Source organism: Amycolatopsis rifamycinica, assembly GCF_000695625.1.
In the GTDB taxonomy this organism is placed as follows: domain Bacteria; phylum Actinomycetota; class Actinomycetes; order Mycobacteriales; family Pseudonocardiaceae; genus Amycolatopsis; species Amycolatopsis rifamycinica.
The window spans coordinates 63800-81390 of the sequence record NZ_JMQI01000009.1 but is presented as its reverse complement, the minus strand read 5'-3'; the positions used below and the strand labels follow the sequence as shown (position 1 = coordinate 81390).

Sequence of the window (17591 nt, the reverse complement as noted above, 5' to 3'; positions counted from 1 at the left end):
GGCTGTTCGCCCATTAAAGCGGCACGCGAGCTGGGTTTAGAACGTCGTGAGACAGTTCGGTCCCTATCCGCCGCGCGCGTAGGATACTTGAGGAAGGCTGTCCCTAGTACGAGAGGACCGGGACGGACGAACCTCTGGTGTGCCAGTTGTTCTGCCAAGGGCATGGCTGGTTGGCCACGTTCGGAAGGGATAACCGCTGAAGGCATCTAAGCGGGAAGCCTGTTCCAAGATGAGGTATCCCACCCCTTTGTGGGTTAAGGCCCCCAACAGACCATTGGGTTGATAGGCCAGAAATGGAAGCACAGTAATGTGTTGTCGAGTTGACTGGTACTAATAGGCCGAGGACTTGCCTACAAAGATGTTACGCATCCACTCTACGGTTCTGAAACACCACGCGTGTTTCACAGTGTTTCGGTGGTTATAGCGTCAGGGAAACGCCCGGTCCCATTCCGAACCCGGAAGCTAAGCCTGACAGCGCCGATGGTACTGCAACCGAAGGGTTGTGGGAGAGTAGGACACCGCCGAACTTACTTGAGGAAGGGCCTGGGCCCGGTAGAGACCAACAGTCTCCCGGCCCAGGCCCTTTCTCCATTCCCGCCCCGGCCGCGCGCCGGCCGCCGTGATATCTCCTCAATCACGAGTGATGCCCCTCCAGACACGCGCGATACCCCGCCAAGCACACGCGTGATGCCTCAACCCGCCGGCCGAGCCAACGGCCGCCTCCGCAGCGGCGACGACAACACCAGCGACGTGTTCGTCTCCCCGTACCGCTGCACCTTCTCCACGAGCTCCTCCAGCTCCGCGGTATTCCGGCACAGCACCCGCAGCACCCAGCACTCCTCACCCGTCACGTGATCCGCGGCCACCACCTGCGCCAGCGGCAGCACCGCCGTCCGGAACCGAGGCGTGTCCAGACTCCGGACCCGCGCCCGCACCAACGCCTCGATCGGCAGCCCCAGCTTCGTCGTGTCGATGCTCGCCGCGTAGCCCGTGATCACCCCTCGTTCCTCGAGACGGCGGACGCGTTCCGTCACCGCCGAGCCGGACAGCGATACGCGGCGGCCCAGCTCCGAGAAGCTCAGCCGGCCGTCCTCCTGCAGGAGCTCCAGCAGACGCCAGTCGACGTCGTCGAGGTGGTCCACCGCAACTCCCGGGTTCGCAGGGCCGGCACAGGGAAATCCCCGGCGGTCCCGGGCTTCCACCCCGATTCTGCCCTGTCCGGAAACCGCCTGCCCCAGCAGGATTTACCCCATGACACGCACGCTCGCCTACCCCGCCGCCGCACCGGAAGCCGCCGTCGAGTACTTCGGGGCGGAACTCGGGTTCGAGGTCGATCCCGACGATCTCGTCCAGGACCTCGAAGCCGGACGCACCGAGGGCTACGTCGTCGTCGAGACGCGGGCGCCCGAGGCCTTCGCCCACGCCCGCATCCCCGGCGCCGTCAACCTGCCCTACCGGAACCTGACCGCGGAGAGCACGAAACACCTCGACCGGGACCTCGTCTACGTCTGCTACTGCGAAAGCGCCGTCTGCAACGCCGCGACGAAGGGCGCGCTCAAGCTCGCCGAACTCGGTTTCAAGGTGAAACGGCTCTCCGGCGGCATCACCGGGTGGATCGCCGCCGGCTATCCCGTCGAAGGATCCACCGCGGGAACCACCGAACCGGGAATCCGTTGTGCCTGCTGACCTACCCTGGACAGCGTGACCCGAATCCTGATCGTCCAGCCGGACACGTCGGACCCGCTGGGCCCCCTCGGCGACTGGCTGACCGACGCCGGCGCGGAACTCGACGTCCGGCTGCTGCCGGAGAACGACCTGCCCGCCGACCTCGACGGCTACCGGGCCGTCGTCTGCCTGGGCGGCGGCATGGCCGCGGAAGACGACGCCAAGCACCCGTGGCTCGCCGATGTCCGGCGGCTGCTCGCCAAGGCGGCGGCGAAGAACCTGCCCACCCTCGGGATCTGCCTCGGCGCGCAGCTGCTGGCCGTCGCGACCGGCGGCCGCGTCGAGGCCGGTCCCGACGGGCCGGAGGTCGGTCCGCACCTCGTCAGCAAGAAGGACGCGGCGTGGACCGACCCGCTCTTCGCCGACCTGCCGCTCGTGCAGGACGTCCTCCAGTTCCACAGCGACGCGATCACCCGGCTCCCGCCCGGGGCCGAGCTGCTCGCCTCCTCGCCGCGCTACGCGCACCAGGCCTACCGGCTCGGGCGGTGTGTCTACGGTGTCCAGTTCCACATCGAGACGACGCCGTCCGTCGTCGAGAGCTGGGCCGCGGAGTGCCCGGAGGAAGCGGAATTCGCCCGGCCGGGCTCGCTCGAGCACGAAGCCTTGGTCACCGCGCACGCCGACATCGAAGAGACCTGGCGGCCGTTCGCCCAGCGGTTCGTCAAGCTGGCCGCCGGAGAACTCGAGGCGGCCGTGGCCAGTCAACGCACCTTGCCGTTGGCTTAACGACAGAGGTCACAACCAGCAACGTGTTGTTAACGCCGGGCGTACCCGTCAGGTACCTTGCGGGAGAAGTCCCCACAAGGGTGCGGAGGTCGGGGTGCAACCCTCGTTGCTGGTCGTGGTCGTCGTCGTCACGGCCCTCATTTTCGATTTCACGAACGGGTTCCACGACACCGCGAACTCGATGGCCACGTCGATCGCCACCGGGGCACTCAAGCCCCGCGTGGCCGTTGCGATCTCGGCCGTGCTGAACCTGGTCGGCGCGTTCCTGTCGGTCGAGGTCGCCAAGACGATCTCCAGCGGCCTGGTGGACGACACGAAGATCGGCCCGGCGATCGTCTTCGGCGGGCTGATCGGCGCCATCGTCTGGAACCTCGTGACGTGGTTCGTGGGCCTGCCGTCGAGTTCGTCGCACGCGTTGTTCGGCGGCCTGATCGGCGCCACCTGGATCTCGGCGGGCGCCGACTCGGTCCACTTCGGAAAGATCGTCGAGAAGGTGCTGGTCCCGGCCGCGGCCAGCCCGGTCATCGCCGGGCTCGTCGCGATGACCGCCACCTACCTCGTCTATCGCTTGCTGGTGCGCGGCCGCCCGGCCACCCGCGGGTTCAAGGTCGGCCAGATCGTCTCGGCGTCGCTCGTCTCCCTCGCGCACGGCACCAACGACGCGCAGAAGACGATGGGCGTCATCACGCTCACCCTCGTCACCGCCGGCAGTCTCCCCGCGGGCGCGTCGCCGCCCGTCTGGGTGATCGTCAGCGCCGCCTGCGCCCTCGCGCTCGGCACCTACCTCGGCGGCTGGCGCATCACCCACACCCTCGGCAAGGGCCTCACCGACATCGAAGGCCCGCAGGGCTTCGCCGCCCAGACGAGCTCGGCGCTGGTCATCCTGGTCTCGTCGCGGCTGGGCTTCCCGCTGTCGACGACGCACGTCTGCTCCGGCGGGATCGTCGGCTCCGGCGTCGGCCGCCGCGACGCGCCGGTCCGCTGGCGGATGGCGGGCCGGATGGTCGTCGCGTGGCTGTTCACGCTGCCCGCGGCGGCGGTCGTCGGGGCGATCTCCGGCAAGATCGCCTCGCTCGGCGAAGCCGGCACGATCGCCGTGGGTGTCGCCGGGGCCGGGGTCGGCGTCGGCATCTACCTGCTTTCGCGTCGCAACCCCGTCACCGCGCACAGCTTCCAGGTGCCCGAGCCGACGCCCGCCGGGACCGAGCCGGGCCGGCTCGCCGCCTGAGCCGCCGCGCCGGGCTACGGTGGTCGGTGATGGCAGACCGCGCGCGAACGACCGCTTCGGCGGCGAGGTACGGCTTCACGGACGCCCGTGCCGAGGGGCAGTTGCGCGCGGCCGGCTGGTGGGCCGACGACGGCCCGGTCGACACGGCCGCCGACGTGCTCGTGGCGTTGTCCCGCACCGCCGACCCGGACCTCGCGCTGCGTGGCCTCGACCGGATTCGGGAGGCCGACGCAGCCGAGTGGGCCGACCTCGAGGCGCGGCTGCGCACCCACCGGACCTTCCGCGGCCGCTTCCTCAGCGTGCTCGGGACGTCGAGCGCGCTCGCCGACTTCCTCGCCGCGAACCCGGACCAGTGGCGTTCGCTCACCGGCGACAAGTGCACCGACTCCGCCTGCTACCGCGAGGCCCTGCGCACGGCGCTGCTGGCCGACGACGGTTCGGTGCTCACCGGGCTCAAGGCCGAGCAGGCGCTCAAGGTCGCCTACCGCGGCCAGCTGCTCGGCATCGCCGCCGCCGACCTCGGGCACGTCGTCGAGGCCGGGCTCGAGCACCCGGGCTACGCCGAGGTCGCGGCGCAGCTGACCGAGCTCGCGGAAGCCGCGCTCGCGGCCGGGCTGGTCGTCGCCGAGGCCGAAGCAGGCGCCTCGGCCGAAGGCACCCTGGCGATCATCGCGATGGGCAAGTGCGGTGGCCGGGAGCTCAACTACGTCAGCGACGTCGACGTCATCTTCGCCGGTGAAGGCGACCTCGGCCTCGCGACGCGGCTGGCGAGCACGGTGATGCGCGTCGTCGGGAAGGCGTGCTTCGAGGTCGACGCGGCGCTGCGGCCCGAGGGCAAGGCCGGCGCGCTCGTCCGCACGGTGGACAGCCACCGCGGCTACTACCAGAAGTGGGCCAAGACCTGGGAGTTCCAGGCGCTGCTGAAGGCACGTCCGGTGGCGGGCGACGCCGAGCTCGGCCGCCAGTACGCCGAGATGGTGGCGCCGCTGGTGTGGTCGGCGGCCGACCGCGAGAACTTCGTCGCCGAAGTGCAGCAGATGCGGCGCCGCGTCGAGGGGCACGTGCCGTCCGAGCACGCCGAACGCGAGCTGAAGCTGGGCCGCGGTGGCCTGCGCGACGTCGAATTCGCGGTGCAGCTGCTGCAGCTCGTGCACGGCCGGGTCGACGCGGACCTGCGCTCGCCGTCCACGATGGACGCGCTCGAGGCGCTCGGCGAAGGCGGCTACGTCGGCCGTCAGGACGCCGCCGAGCTGGGCGCGTCCTACGAGTTCCTGCGGATGATCGAGCACCGGCTGCAGCTGCGGCGGCTGCGCCGGACCCACCTGTTCCCGGCGGCGGCGGACACCGACGAGCTGCGCATCCTCGCCCGGGCGAGCGGGATCAAGGCCAGCGGCGGCAAGAGCCAGGGCGAGGCGCTGCTCGCGGAGTTCCGGCGGCACGGCAAGGGCATCCGGCGCCTGCACGAAAAGATCTTCTACCGGCCGCTGCTGCAGTCGGTCGCGAACGTGCCGACCGAGGCGTTGCGGCTGACGACCAAACAGGCCTCCAGCCGCCTGGCCGCGCTCGGCTACACCGCGCCCGACGGCGCGCTCCAGCACATCAAGGCCCTCACCGCGGGCGTCTCGCGGCGCGCGGCGATCCAGCAGGCGCTGCTGCCGGTGCTGCTCGACCTCTTCGCCGACACGCCCGACCCCGACGGCGGGCTGCTGTCCTACCGGAAGGTGTCCGAGGCGCTCGAGGAAACGCCGTGGTACCTGCGGGTGCTGCGCGACGAGGGCACGGTCGTGGAGAACCTGGCCTTCCTGCTGGGCACGTCCCGGCTGGTGCCCGACCTGCTGGTCCGGGCGCCGGAGGTCCTGCAGCTGCTCGGCGACCCGGCCCGGCTGCTGGGCCGCACGCCCGCCGAGGTGGCGACGTCGCTGCGGGCCGCCGTCCGGCGGCAGCCCGGGCTGAACGCCGCGGTCGCCGCCGCGCGCTCGCTGCGGCGGCACGAACTCCTGCGCGTCGCCTGCGCGGACCTGCTCGGGCTGCTCGACGTGCCGGCGATCTGCGAAGCGCTGTCGAGTGTCTGGGTGGCCGTGCTGCAGGGCGCGCTGGCGGCGGCGTTCCGCCAGCGCCAGGCGGAACTCGGCCGGACGCCGGCCCGCATCGCCGTCATCGGCATGGGCCGCCTCGGCGGCGCCGAACTCGGCTACGGCTCCGACGCGGACGTGCTCTTCGTGTGCGAGCCGTCCAAAGGCGTTTCGGACGCCGACGCCGCGAAGTTCGCTTCGTCGGTCGCGGAGACCGTCCGGAAGATGCTGGGCGCGCCGAGTTCGGACCCCGCGCTGGAGGTCGACGCCGACCTGCGGCCGGAGGGGCGCAGCGGGCCGCTGGTCCGGACGCTGGAGTCCTACCGCGCCTATTACGCGCGCTGGGGCGAGGTGTGGGAGGCGCAGGCCCTGCTGCGGGCCCGATTCATCGCCGGCGACGACGACCTCGGCGAGCGCTTCATCGCGATGATCGACCCGATCCGCTACCCCGAAAGCGGCCTGGACGGCACGAAGGCCCGCGAGATCCGCCGCATCAAGGCCCGCGTCGAGACGGAACGGATGCCCCGCGGCGCCGACGCGACACTGCACACGAAGCTCGGCCGCGGCGGCCTCGCCGACGTCGAGTGGACGGTCCAGCTGCTGCAGCTGCAGCACGCATGTTCGGTCCCCGGGCTGCGGACGACGTCGACGCTGGACGCACTCGCGGTGCTCCCGGAAGCGGGGTTGGCTTCGCAGTCCGAGGCGGACTCGCTGCGCGAGGCGTGGTTGCTGGCGACACGCGTGCGCAACGCGGGAATGCTGGTGCGCGGCAAGGCGGTCGACCAGGTGCCGGGCTCGGGCCGCGACCTGGCCGCGGTGGCCCGGGTCCTCGGCCAGTCGGCCGGCGACGATCCTGGCGAGTTCCTCGACTCGTACCGCCGCACCACCCGGCGGGCGCACGCGGTGGTGGAGCACCTGTTCTACGAGGCCTGACCTACAGTGGGCCGGTGACCGATCGCGAGCCCTTCCGGATCCGGATCAAGGTCCGGCACTACGAGCTGGACACCCTGGGCCACCTCAACCACGCCGTCTACCACTCGTACGGAGAGGTCTCCCGCCTGGAGCTCCTCGAAGCGTCGGGCGCGCTGAAGGGGCTGCCGGGTGTGGCCGCGGTGTTGCTGGAGACCCACGTGGTGTTCCGCCGCGAGCTGCGCGCAGGCGACGTGGTCGACGTGACGTGCGAAGCCAAGTTCGGCAGCGGCAAGACGTTCAAGATGGACTCGAACATCATCAAGCTGGACGGCACCCTGGCCGCGGAGATCACCTGCACGCTGGGACTGATGGATCTGGAGCGCCGCAAGCTGGTCGACGACCCGCGCGGCCGCTTCCAGGCGGCCGGCGCGGACATGGAGCTGCTGTCGGCCCCGGAATGACAGAAACGCCGGTGGCGAGGGCTCTTCGCACCTCACCACCGGCGTGTCCAAGGGCCGGGCTGTTACCGGATCACACGTCGTAGTACAGGGCGAACTCGTACGGGTGCGGGCGCAGGCGCAGCGGGTCGATCTCGTTCTCGCGCTTGTACGAGATCCACGTCTCGATCACGTCGGGGGTGAACACGCCGCCTTCGAGGAGGTAGTCGTGGTCCGCCTCGAGCGTGTCGAGGACCGTGCCCAGGTCGCCCGGGACCAGCTTGACGTCCTTGGCCTCCTCGGGCGGGAGCTCGTAGAGGTCCTTGTCGATCGGCTCCGGCGGCTCGATCTTGTTCCGGATGCCGTCGAGGCCGGCCATCATCATCGCCGAGAACGCCAGGTACGGGTTGCCCGACGAGTCCGGGCAGCGGAACTCGGCGCGCTTGGCCTTCGGGTTGTTGCCCGTGATCGGGATACGGACGCACGCCGAGCGGTTGCGCTGCGAGTAGACCAGCGAAACCGGGGCCTCGAAGCCCGGGACCAGGCGGTGGTAGGAGTTCACCGTCGGGTTCGTGAAGGCCAGCAGGCTCGGGGCGTGCTTGAGCAGGCCGCCGATGTAGTGGCGCGCGGTGTCCGACAGGCCGGCGTAGCCCGACTCGTCGTGGAACAGCGGCTGGCCGTCCTTCCACAGCGACTGGTGGCAGTGCATGCCCGAGCCGTTGTCGCCGGCGAGGGGCTTCGGCATGAACGTCGCCGTCTTGCCCGCCGCGAACACCGTGTTCTTCACGATGTACTTGAACAGCTGCAGGTCGTCCGCCGCGTGCAGCAGCGTGTTGAACTTGTAGTTGATCTCGGTCTGGCCGGCGGTGCCCACCTCGTGGTGCGCGCGCTCGATCTCGAAACCGGTGTTGGTCAGGTTGCGGACGATCTCGTCGCGCAGGTCGGCGAAGTGGTCGACCGGCGGGACCGGGAAGTAGCCGCCCTTGAACTTCGTCTTGTAGCCCTGGTTGCCGCCGACCTCGTCGGCGCCGGTGTTCCACCAGCCTTCGATCGAGTCGATCTCGTGGAAGGAGGCGTGCTCGGCGGAGTCGAAGCGGACCGAGTCGAAGATGTAGAACTCGGCTTCCGGACCGAAGTAGACGTTGTCGGCGACGCCGTACTCGGAGATGTACTGCTCGGCCTTGCGCGCGATGTTGCGCGGGTCGCGGCTGTACGCCTCACGGGTGAAGGGGTCGTGCACGAAGAAGTTGAGCGCCAGCGTCTTCGCCTTGCGGAACGGGTCGATCCGCGCGGTCGCCGGGTCCGGCAGCAGCAGCATGTCGGACTCGTGGATGGACTGGAAGCCGCGCACCGAGGAGCCGTCGAACGCGAGACCCTCTTCGTAGGCCTCTTCGGTGAAGGCCTTCGCGGGGACCGTGAAGTGCTGCATCACGCCGGGCAGGTCGCAGAACTGGACGTCGATGACCTCGACGTCCTCGTCCGCGATGAGGCGCTGGATGTCGTCTGGAGTAGTGGGCACCCTCGGTGACTCCTTCTCGTTCGAGCTCGTACGGCAGTGCTCTCTTCGGCTCACGCTAAAAGTGCGGTGTTGCCCGACCGTCACCCGTATGTTTCGCCGGTGTTAACGGGTGGTCGATATCGGGTATCCGACCAGGTCGGATGTGTCCCACGCCACCGGCATACCCTAGACGGGTGGCGAGATGGACCGGTGAATGGCTGCCCGGCACCGGCGACGGCGGTCAGGGCACTGATCAGCACGGCCCGCGCTGGCCGGGCGAGAAGTTCGGTTTGCCCGAGTCGGGCGTCGGCTCGGCGGCGAGCGGCGGCGCGCGGCTGCTCGGGCTGATCGTCGACCTCGTCGTCGCGGCCCTGGTCACGGCCATCTTCCTGCACCCCAGCCTGCGGGACCCGGCCGCGATGCAGGAGTTCAACCTCTGGTCCGGCGGCGTGTGGGCGGTCATCTCGGTGATCTCGGCGGGCTTCTTCGGCTTCACGCCGGGGATGGCCGCTGTCGGCATCCGCGTCGCCCGGCTCGACGGCGCCGCGCTGGTCGGCCCGCTGCGCGCGCTGGTCCGCGCCGCGCTGACGTTCGTGCTCATCCCGGCGGCGGTCCGCAACGCCGACGGCCGCAGCTGGCTCGACCGGCTGACCGGCACCGTCGTCATCCGGATGCGCTGACGCACCCGACGAGAAAGGCCCTCGTCCGGATCCGGACGGGGGCCTTTTCGCACGCGGGGTCAGCGGCGGCGGATCGTGCGCTGGACGTTGCGCATCTTCGCGCCGGCCGGCATCGGGCCCTTGGGCAGCGCGGCGCCGCGGTTGCCGAGGGCTGCCAGCTTCGCCTCGAGCGCGTCCACCTGGGCCGGCTTGAGGTTGCGGGGCAGCTTCATCAGGTAACCCTGCAGCTTCCTCAGCGGAAGCTGGCCGTCCTCGTGGCCGATCGTCACGTCGTAGATCGGGGTGTCGCCGATCAGGCGGGAGACGCGCTTCTTCTCCTGGGCGAGCAGGGTCTTCACGCGGTGCGGCGCGCCTTCGGCGACCAGCACGACGCCGGGGCCGCCGAGGACCCGGTGCACCGCGTCGAGCTGCGTGGTCGCCGCGACGGTCGGGGTCACCTTCCAGCGGCCGCGCAGGTTCTCCAGCGCCCACGCCGCGGCGCCGGGCTGGCCGTCGGCCTTCGAGTAGACCGTCTTCTGGACGCGCCGGCCGAAGATGATCATGGCGAGCAGGGCGCCGAGCAGCAGGCCGAGCGGCAGCAGCACCCACTGCGCGTCGAAGAAGAACCCGATCCCGAACGCCACGCCGGCGACGACGACGATCGCCCCGACCATCCACGGGATGAGCCAGGGGTCTTCCTTGCGCTGCATCTTGAAGGCCTCGAAGAGCTGGCCACGGCGTGCCTTGCTCGCCGCGCGCTTCTCCTTCTTGGCCTGCTTGGCCGCTTCCTTGTCCTGCTTACCCGCCATATGACCAGGATACGGCCGCGTGCCCCTGCCCCGTTTCCCCGTCCCCCTCTGCGAGGATGCCGGACGTGACCGGCGTACTTTCACCCAGGAGCCTGAACCGTCTGCTCGATGGCCTCGACCCCGAGCAGCGTGCCGCCGCCAGTGCCCCGCGGGGGCCGGTCTGCGTGCTCGCCGGCGCCGGCACGGGCAAGACGCGCACGATCACCCACCGGATCGCCCACCTCGTCCGGTCCGGGCACGTTTCCGCCGGTCAGGTCCTCGCCGTCACCTTCACGACGCGGGCCGCGGGGGAGATGCGGACGCGGCTGCGCGGCCTCGGCGTCGACGCGGCGCAGGCGCTGACCTTCCACGCCGCCGCCCGCCGCCAGCTGCGGTACTTCTGGCCGCGCGTGGTCGGCGACCGGCCGTGGGACCTGCTGGAGAACAAGCTGCGGTACGTCGGCCAGGCCGCGAACCGGGCCAAGCTCGGGACCGAGGTCGAGGTCCTGCGCGACCTGGCCAGCGAGATCGAGTGGGCGAAGGCGTCGCTGATCAGCCCGGACGACTACCCGGCGGTCACCGCGCGCGCCCAGCGGGACATCCCGGCCCCGGCGGCCCAGGTCGCCGAGGTTTACCGCACGTACGAAGAACTGAAGAACGCCGCGCAGGTCCTCGACTTCGACGACCTCCTGTTGCACACGACGGCGGTGCTCGAGGAGCACGGCGCCGTCGCCGAGGAGTTCCGGGACCGTTACCGCTGCTTCGTCGTCGACGAGTACCAGGACGTCACGCCGTTGCAGCAGCGCCTGCTCGACGCGTGGCTCGGCGGCCGCGACGACCTCACCGTCGTCGGCGACGCCAACCAGACCATCTACTCCTTCGGCGGCGCGTCGCCGCGGCCGCTGCTGGAGTTCACCCGGCGCTACCCGGACGCCACCGTCGTCCGCCTCGAACGCGACTACCGGTCGACGCCCGAGGTCGTCGCGCTGGCGAACCGCGTGATCGGCGCGGCGCGGGGCCGGCCGGCGGGCTCGCGGCTGAAGCTGATCGGCCAGCGGCCTTCGGGGCCGGAGCCGCGCTTCGCCGAATTCGACGACGAGGGGGTCGAGGCCGGAGCCGTCGCGCGCCGGGTGCGCGAGCTGCTCGACGGCGGCGTCTCGGCGAGCGAGATCGCGATCCTCTACCGGGTGAACGCCCAGTCCGAGGCCTACGAGTCGGCGCTGGCCGAGGCCGGCATCCCGTACCTGGTCCGCGGCGGCGAGCGGTTCTTCAACCGGACCGAGGTCCGGCAGGCCATGTCCGCGCTGCGGGCGGCGAGCGGCGACGTCAGCTCCGACCTGGTCACGACGGTGCGGTCGGTGCTCGCGCGGGTCGGCCTGACCGAGTCGCCGCCGGCCGGTGGCGCGGCGAAGGAGCGGTGGGACGCGCTCCTGGCGATCGTCGAGCTGGCCGAAGAGCTGGCCGCGACGGTCGAGGACGCGGACCTGCCGCGCTTCTGCGCCGAGCTCGACCAGCGCGCCGCCGCCCAGCACCCGCCGACGGTCGAGGGCGTCACGCTGGCGTCCCTGCACGCGGCGAAGGGCCTGGAGTGGGACGCGGTGTTCCTCGTCGGCCTCGCCGAGGGCACGCTGCCGATCCTCCACGCCGGCGACGACGAAGCGGCGATCGAAGAGGAGCGGCGGCTGTTCTACGTCGGCGTCACCCGGGCCCGCGAGCACCTGTGGCTGTCCTGGGCGCTGGCCCGCACGCCGGGCGGGCGGCGCAACCGGCGGCGCAGCCGGTTCCTCTACGGCCTGGTCCCGGAGGACCACCCGGCCGCGAGGGTCGCGCGGTCCCAGCAGAAGCCGGCGGCGCCGGTCAAGACGCGCTGCCGCGTCTGCGGCGGGCCGCTGCTGGAAACCCTCGACGTCAAGCTGGGCCGCTGCGGGCGCTGCCCGTCCACAGTGGATGAGGACCTGCTGGAGCGGCTGAAGTCCTGGCGCGGCGACCGGGCGCGCGAGCTCAAGGTGCCGGCGTTCGTCGTCTTCACGGACGCGACGCTGATGGCCATCGCCGAGCAGCGCCCGGCCGACGAGGCGGCGCTGGTGTCGATCTCCGGCATCGGCGCGACGAAGCTCGAGCGCTTCGGCGCGGAGATCCTCGGCGTCGTCCGGGCGTCGACGCGGTCTTGACCGCGTCCGGACCATGATCGACGCGGCGAACCCGCTGCTCAGGGGCGATCTTCGTAACTTCGAGGATTTTCCCGTTAATTGAGTTGCCTCGGTGTGGGGCGGAGCAATAACCTGCCAGTACCGAGCCCGAAGGGCTCGACTGGGGATCTACCGACAGACGTGCCGCTCGGCGGCCGCGTGTGCAGAGAACAGAAGGAGGTGCCGGTGAAATGACCATCAACATGACGCTCACGAACCCGGGCACCCGTCTGTCCTGCGCCGCGGAAGTTGCGGCCGCTCAGCGCCCGGGCACTGGTGTGTCCGCGAGCGCTCACGAGGCCCACGGCATGCGGCGCGTCTCGCGTCGTTGGACCACCGGTGTCGTCGTCTTCGGGACGCAGGGCGTTCTCGCCGCGTACCCGCAGGCTGATCTGTCGACCATCAAGAAGTTCCGTGTTCCGTTGTCGATACGGGAGCGAAGTTCCTGACCTAGTCAGGACTCAAGGCTCACGAAGGCCGCGGAACCGGATAACCCGGATCCGCGGCCTTCGTGTTTTTGGCTGCACAACCCAAGAGGAACCAGCGTTGCCCAGCTCCAGCACCCAACCGAAAACCCGTACGACACAAGGAGGAACCACCATGTCTTCGGCCGTCGCCTACACCTCGGGTGAGGCAATATTCGCCGACCTGCTCGACCCGATCGCCGTCCCCGACGTCGCACTGCCCTGCCGTTCGGGCGACGCGGACCTGTGGTTCGCGGAGTCCCCGGCCGAGCTCGAGCGAGCCAAGGCCCAGTGCGCCGACTGCCCGGTCCGCGAGGCCTGCCTGGCCGGCGCCCTGGCCCGCCGCGAGCCCTGGGGCGTTTGGGGCGGCGAGATCTTCGAGCGCGGCGCGGTCATCGCGCGCAAGCGGCCCCGCGGCCGCCCGCGCAAGAACGCGACCGTCGAGCCCGCGGCCGCCAAGGCCGGCAGCGACCACCGGAGCGCCGCCGCATGAGCGTCGAACCGGTCAGCACGAGGGATTACGAAGCCCACCCCCGCAGCGAGCAGCTGCAGTTGACGAAGACCGAGATCGAGGAGATCAGCGAGATGTTGCTTTACGAAGAACTGTCCAGGGCCCGAATACGGGACTTGGAGGAGGGGGTCCGCGCCCAGCGGGCCCGAGGTGGCGCACGTGCCGCCCGCCGATGGAAGCGAGTAGCCCACTGGGCCGCCCGCCGGGCGGAGCGGTACCAGGAGCAGAGCTGAGCGCAGGCCCCTGCCGCCCGTCCGCGGGTGGTGGGGGTCTTGCGCGCTTTGCTTGGTACCCGGCGGTTCGTGCCGCCGGGGTGTTGCTGCGCGGCGGCGGTCGCGCTTGACGGTGCGCGGTCGCGCCGTAGCGGTTGCGCTTTGGCGGCGGCGGTCGTGCTTGACCGTGCGCGGTTGCGCCTTGACGGTGGGCGGTCGCGCGGCGGCGCGAGGTCGGTTCGTGCCGCGACGTGGGCAGTCGCGTTGACGGTGCGCGGTTGCGTCGTGGCGGGTACGCCTTGACGGTAGGCGGTCGCGTAGCGGCGCTAGGTCGGGGTCGTGCCGCCAAGGGGCGGCGAAACTCGTGCTGCGTGGCGTGGAGCGATGCGCCCCTCATTGGCGCGGGAGCCGGATCGCGGCGTCGGGTGTGCGGTTGCGTCGAGCCGTTAAGGCGCTGGAGGCGCGCTGTGGCGGTGTGGTTGCGGTGCGGCGGCCGCTCGTGTCCTCCTTTCGGGTGGTCTCGTTCCGTGCGCTCCGGGCGGGGCGCTGGTGTTGAATGGGGTGATGTCCGGACACACCCACGGCGACATCGACTGGGCGGACCGCCTGGCTCAGTTGCGCATGGCCGATGCCCTCGATGCCGCGGCGCTCGCGCCCGTTGCCCGGCGGCTTCTCGGCTCCGTGGGGGAGCGGCCGACCGTGGTCGATGTCGGGTGCGGGGCCGGGGGGATGAGCGTGCTGTTCGCGCGCGAGCTCGCCCGCGGGGGTGGGGGCACCGTCGTGCTGCTCGATGCCACGCCGAAGTTGCTCGCCGAGGCCGGACGGGCCGTTGGCGAGGTTGCCGGCGAGTCCGTCGAGGTAGTCGGCCTGCTGGGGGATCTCACCGATCCCGCGCTGGACGTGCCCGCCGCCGACCTGGTGTGGGCTTCCGGCGTTCTGCACCACGTCGGTGATCAGCAAGCCGCGCTGCGGACGCTCGGCGGGCTGCTGCGGCCCGGTGGCGTGCTGGCCATCTCCGAGGGTGGGCTGGAGATGCGGTGCCTGCCGTGGGAGCTCGGAGTCGGGCGGCCCGGGCTGGAGCAGCGGCTGCTCGCCGCTCGGGCCTCGTGGTTCGAACGGATGCGGGCCGGGATTCCGGGCAGCGTCGCCATGCCCTACGGCTGGCCGCGCGCGCTTCGCGAAGCCGGCCTCCACGACGTCGAATCGTTCGGGGCGCTCATCGATCACCCGATGCCGGGCTCGGACCTCCTCCGCGAGTACGTGGTGCACCGCGTCGGGTGGTTCGCCGAGTCGGCCGGGGAATGGCTTGCTGCCGACGACCGCGCCGCGGTCGCTGCCCTCACCGATCCGCGGAGCCCGGATTTCCTCGGCCACCGCGACGACCTCTACCTGTTCGGCGCCAAGGCGATCCACTGTGGACGGTTGCGATGAGCGCGCCGGAGCCCGTGGTGTGCACGCGTTGCGGCCGGACTCGCACCGCCGGCGACGACCCGGCTACCGCCCTCGCGTGGGTGTCCACCCGTGAGCGGGGCGCGCTGCGGTGGCTGTGCCCGGACTGCGCGCGGCAGCACGTGCGCGACATCGAAGGCAAGCTGCCCGACGAGTACTGGTGATCGATCCGCCTCCTGAGTGGGTGGGTGGGAACGGGCCTTGCCGGGTGCGGCACAGACCGGTGGGGCCGGGTCGTCGCGACGGCTTGTGGCCGAGGGGTGGTGAGCCGTCCGCTCACGTGCGGTGGCTGCCGGCGATGGGGTGACGTCCAGGTCAGGCCGCGTCTCCGATCGGTGTCTGCGGGACCGCGCGGACCTTGGGGCGGGGTGTCCTCGACGCCTCGCCGTACGCCCTGGCCAGCTCCTGGGCCACCTCTCGGGGGGCCTGGCGCAGCTGCCCGGCCGTGCAGCGGACCAGGACGATGCCCGTGGCCGCCAGGGCCAAGTGGCTGAAGCCGCCGCCGGGGCCCGGGGTGCAGCGGTACTGCCACGCCAGGCCGAGCTCATCCCACCACGCGTCCGCCTCGCCGAGGCGGCGGCCGCGGCGGTCGCAGATCGTCTGGTCCCAGCTCGGGGGCGGGAGGGGAACCAGGTCCAGGACGCGGGCGGCCAGCCCGTGCGCCTGGATCGGTCCCTCGTCGAGCTCGCGCAGCACCTTGCGGACCACCGCCGTGCCGCGCTGGGAGCCCTCCTCGAGCTCGGTCAGCAGCTCCTGGCGATCGCACAGGCCCCAGTACAGGGGCATCGTCAGCACCTGCCGGACGCGGGCCGGGTCCGGTTCGGACCGGGCCAGGTCCAGCGTCGCCCTCGCCGGCGGGGCGAACGGAAGGCCGTCCACCTCGACCGGGTCCGGTAATCGGGCCGTCCGCGCCAGGCGGGCCCCCTCGCTCGCCACCACCCGGCAGTGCTGGGGCACCAGCAGGCTGACGTCGCCTTCCGCCGGGCACTTCACGCCGTGGGCCTGCAGTGCGTCGGCGCCGGTGATCACCACTCCGGGCCCGTAGTGCACGACCGCGGCGTGCAGCAGCTGCTGCCGGGTCGGGGCGGTGTTGCGCAGCAGGACGACACCGGGATGCAGGCGGCGCCACGGCCCGCCCGGGCCGCAGAGCCGCCGGGTTCTTCGGTCGGACACCCCCGCCCGGCGTAGCTGTTCGAGGTTCATCACCTCGCCCCCACCGGGATTACGAAGGGCGAGCGGATCAACGCATTGAGTAGCTGTCATGGTTCGAGCATGGCGGCTCGGCCAACCGGGTGGAACCCCGTCCGCCGCGCCTGTGGACAACTCGGCCGGAATCCTCCGTTCGGGGCCCGGCCTGTGGACAACTCAGGCGGCGAACCCGGGCTGCCAGCGCTCCACGATGCCGCGGGCCGGGATCTCCGCGTCGAGCTGGCAGAGGATGCCCGTCGACCCCGCGGTGACCCGGTGGATCATCAGGTACTCGGGCGGCAGGTTGAGCGAACGCCCGACCCGGAAGTCGTTGCCGCGGCTGTCGCCCACGCGCCCGGCCTGCTTCTGCATCCAGCGGCGGGTGAAGTGGAACGTCGGCGCCGCCAGCGGCTCGGTGAACGGCGCCAGGTAGGCGAGCACCTCCTCCGCGGTCAGGTCGCTGTCCGGCCGGATGAAGCGGTTCGCCCGCAGCAGGCGCATCAGCTCGACGGACTCGCCGTCGAGGGCCAGCCGCGTCATCTCGCCGAGGTGGCGGGGGATGCCTTCGGGCAGGCGGGCGACGCCGCCGAAGTCGATGACGCAGAGCCTGCCGTCGTCGGTGATCATGAAGTTGCCCGGGTGCGGGTCCGAGTGCAGCAGGTGGACGCGCTCCGGCGACGAGTAGTGGAATTCCGCCAGCAGGCGGCCGGCCAGGTTCCGGGTCTCGCGATCGCCGTCCGCGATCACCTTCGACAACGGCGTGCCGTTCGCCCACTCCGTCACGACCACCTTCGGCGCACTCGCCACCACCCGCGGCACCAGGATGCCGGGATCGCCGTCGAAGGCCTTCGCGAAGGCGCGCTGATGCTGGGCCTCGGCCTGGTAGTCGAGCTCCTCGTTCATCCGCTCGGCGAGCTCGGCCAGCAGCGGCTTGACCTCGGTGCCGGGCACGAAGGCCTGGAACAGCCTGCTGAACCGCTGCAGCTGCCGCAGGTCGCTGCGCAGCGCCTCGTCGGCGCCCGGGTACTGGACCTTGACCGCGACCGCCCGGCCGTCGTGCCAGACCGCGCGGTGCACCTGGCCGATGCTCGCGGCCGCCGCCGGCTCGTCGTCGAACGAGGCGAACCGGCTGGTCCAGGTGCGGCCCAGCTGCTCGGCGAGCACCCGGTGGGTCTGCCGGACCGGCATCGGTGGCGCGGCGGCCTGCAGCTTCGTCAGCGCCTCGCGGTACGGCTTGGCCATGTCGTCCGGCACCGCCGCCTCGAACACGCTCAGCGCCTGGCCGAACTTCATCGCACCGCCCTTGAGCGTGCCGAGCACCTCGAACAGCTGCTCGGCGGCCTTCGCCGACAGCGTCGCGTTCACCTGTTCCGCGCTCTGGCCCGCGAGCCTCTTGCCCCAGCCGCCGACTGCCCGGCCGGCGATGCCGAGCGGGAGACTGGCGAGCTTGGCGGTACGGGCGGCACCCTTGCGCGGCATCGCGGGATCACGATCGGCTGGGTCGCGGAAGTCGGTCACACCGGCGATTCTGCC

Annotated in this window: 17 protein-coding genes and 2 rRNA genes; 14 read left to right on the top strand and 5 right to left on the bottom strand. The window is 71.3% G+C overall.

The window, feature by feature from the left end; genetic code table 11:
- A 23S ribosomal RNA gene (locus DV20_RS04585) occupies nucleotides 1–354 on the top strand; the annotation flags it as partial.
- A 56-nt stretch (nucleotides 355–410) separates the two neighbouring features.
- Nucleotides 411–527, top strand: a 5S ribosomal RNA gene (rrf, locus tag DV20_RS04580).
- Between the two features lie 165 nt (nucleotides 528–692).
- Here rrf and DV20_RS04575 read toward each other — a convergent pair.
- The gene (locus tag DV20_RS04575) at nucleotides 693–1142 is read right to left on the bottom strand and encodes an Lrp/AsnC family transcriptional regulator (RefSeq protein WP_043776616.1); all 450 of its coding nucleotides are present in this window, start codon (nucleotides 1140–1142) and stop codon (nucleotides 693–695) included.
- A 109-nt stretch (nucleotides 1143–1251) separates the two neighbouring features.
- On the opposite strand from DV20_RS04575, the gene DV20_RS04570 reads away from it, so the two are divergent.
- From DV20_RS04570 to DV20_RS04550, 5 genes are all read left to right on the top strand, one after another.
- The gene (locus DV20_RS04570) at nucleotides 1252–1686 is read left to right on the top strand and encodes a rhodanese-like domain-containing protein (protein ID WP_043776615.1); all 435 of its coding nucleotides are present in this window, start codon (nucleotides 1252–1254) and stop codon (nucleotides 1684–1686) included.
- A 15-nt stretch (nucleotides 1687–1701) separates the two neighbouring features.
- Nucleotides 1702–2451, top strand: a complete 750-nt coding sequence (locus DV20_RS04565) for a type 1 glutamine amidotransferase (RefSeq protein ID WP_043776614.1) — start codon at nucleotides 1702–1704, stop codon at nucleotides 2449–2451.
- A 94-nt stretch (nucleotides 2452–2545) separates the two neighbouring features.
- A complete protein-coding gene (locus DV20_RS04560; RefSeq protein ID WP_167344361.1) occupies nucleotides 2546–3679 on the top strand; it encodes an inorganic phosphate transporter in 1134 nt (377 codons plus the stop codon).
- Nucleotides 3680–3708: 29 nt separating this feature from the next.
- Nucleotides 3709–6684: a bifunctional [glutamine synthetase] adenylyltransferase/[glutamine synthetase]-adenylyl-L-tyrosine phosphorylase gene (locus tag DV20_RS04555; protein ID WP_043776612.1), complete on the top strand. Its 2976-nt coding sequence runs from the start codon at nucleotides 3709–3711 to the stop codon at nucleotides 6682–6684.
- A gap of 14 nt (nucleotides 6685–6698) precedes the next feature.
- Complete coding sequence (locus tag DV20_RS04550) at nucleotides 6699–7124, top strand: acyl-CoA thioesterase (protein ID WP_043776611.1); 426 nt, start codon at nucleotides 6699–6701, stop codon at nucleotides 7122–7124.
- Between the two features lie 70 nt (nucleotides 7125–7194).
- Here DV20_RS04550 and glnA read toward each other — a convergent pair whose 3' ends face one another.
- Nucleotides 7195–8619: a type I glutamate--ammonia ligase gene (glnA, locus tag DV20_RS04545; RefSeq protein WP_043776610.1), complete on the bottom strand. Its 1425-nt coding sequence runs from the start codon at nucleotides 8617–8619 to the stop codon at nucleotides 7195–7197.
- A gap of 269 nt (nucleotides 8620–8888) precedes the next feature.
- On the opposite strand from glnA, the gene DV20_RS04540 reads away from it, so the two are divergent.
- On the top strand, nucleotides 8889–9278 hold the full coding sequence (locus tag DV20_RS04540) for an RDD family protein (protein ID WP_043776620.1): 390 nt from the start codon (nucleotides 8889–8891) through the stop codon (nucleotides 9276–9278).
- Between the two features lie 59 nt (nucleotides 9279–9337).
- Here DV20_RS04540 and DV20_RS04535 read toward each other — a convergent pair whose 3' ends face one another.
- Nucleotides 9338–10066, bottom strand: coding sequence for a DUF4191 domain-containing protein (locus tag DV20_RS04535; protein ID WP_043776609.1), 729 nt, complete (start codon nucleotides 10064–10066; stop codon nucleotides 9338–9340).
- A 65-nt stretch (nucleotides 10067–10131) separates the two neighbouring features.
- Here DV20_RS04535 and DV20_RS04530 point away from each other — a divergent pair, with 65 nt between their 5' ends.
- From DV20_RS04530 to DV20_RS04505, 6 genes are all read left to right on the top strand, one after another.
- Complete coding sequence (locus DV20_RS04530; RefSeq protein ID WP_043776608.1) at nucleotides 10132–12216, top strand: ATP-dependent DNA helicase UvrD2; 2085 nt, start codon at nucleotides 10132–10134, stop codon at nucleotides 12214–12216.
- A gap of 209 nt (nucleotides 12217–12425) precedes the next feature.
- A complete protein-coding gene (locus tag DV20_RS04525) occupies nucleotides 12426–12683 on the top strand; it encodes a hypothetical protein (protein ID WP_043776607.1) in 258 nt (85 codons plus the stop codon).
- Between the two features lie 151 nt (nucleotides 12684–12834).
- The gene (locus DV20_RS04520) at nucleotides 12835–13191 is read left to right on the top strand and encodes a WhiB family transcriptional regulator (RefSeq protein WP_043776606.1); all 357 of its coding nucleotides are present in this window, start codon (nucleotides 12835–12837) and stop codon (nucleotides 13189–13191) included.
- Nucleotides 13188–13442, top strand: a complete 255-nt coding sequence (locus DV20_RS46395) for a hypothetical protein (protein ID WP_043776605.1) — start codon at nucleotides 13188–13190, stop codon at nucleotides 13440–13442. The genes DV20_RS04520 and DV20_RS46395 overlap by 4 nt, the downstream gene beginning before the upstream one ends.
- 543 nt (nucleotides 13443–13985) lie before the next feature.
- Complete coding sequence (locus DV20_RS04510) at nucleotides 13986–14852, top strand: class I SAM-dependent methyltransferase (protein WP_043776619.1); 867 nt, start codon at nucleotides 13986–13988, stop codon at nucleotides 14850–14852.
- Nucleotides 14849–15034, top strand: coding sequence for a hypothetical protein (locus DV20_RS04505; RefSeq protein ID WP_043776604.1), 186 nt, complete (start codon nucleotides 14849–14851; stop codon nucleotides 15032–15034). Before DV20_RS04510 ends, DV20_RS04505 begins: the two co-directional genes overlap by 4 nt.
- A gap of 151 nt (nucleotides 15035–15185) precedes the next feature.
- On the opposite strand, the gene DV20_RS04500 is transcribed toward DV20_RS04505, so the two are convergent.
- Nucleotides 15186–16073: a hypothetical protein gene (locus tag DV20_RS04500; RefSeq protein WP_043776603.1), complete on the bottom strand. Its 888-nt coding sequence runs from the start codon at nucleotides 16071–16073 to the stop codon at nucleotides 15186–15188.
- A gap of 162 nt (nucleotides 16074–16235) precedes the next feature.
- On the bottom strand, nucleotides 16236–17576 hold the full coding sequence (locus DV20_RS04495; RefSeq protein ID WP_043776602.1) for an ABC1 kinase family protein: 1341 nt from the start codon (nucleotides 17574–17576) through the stop codon (nucleotides 16236–16238).
- Between the last annotated feature and the right edge of the window lie 15 nt (nucleotides 17577–17591).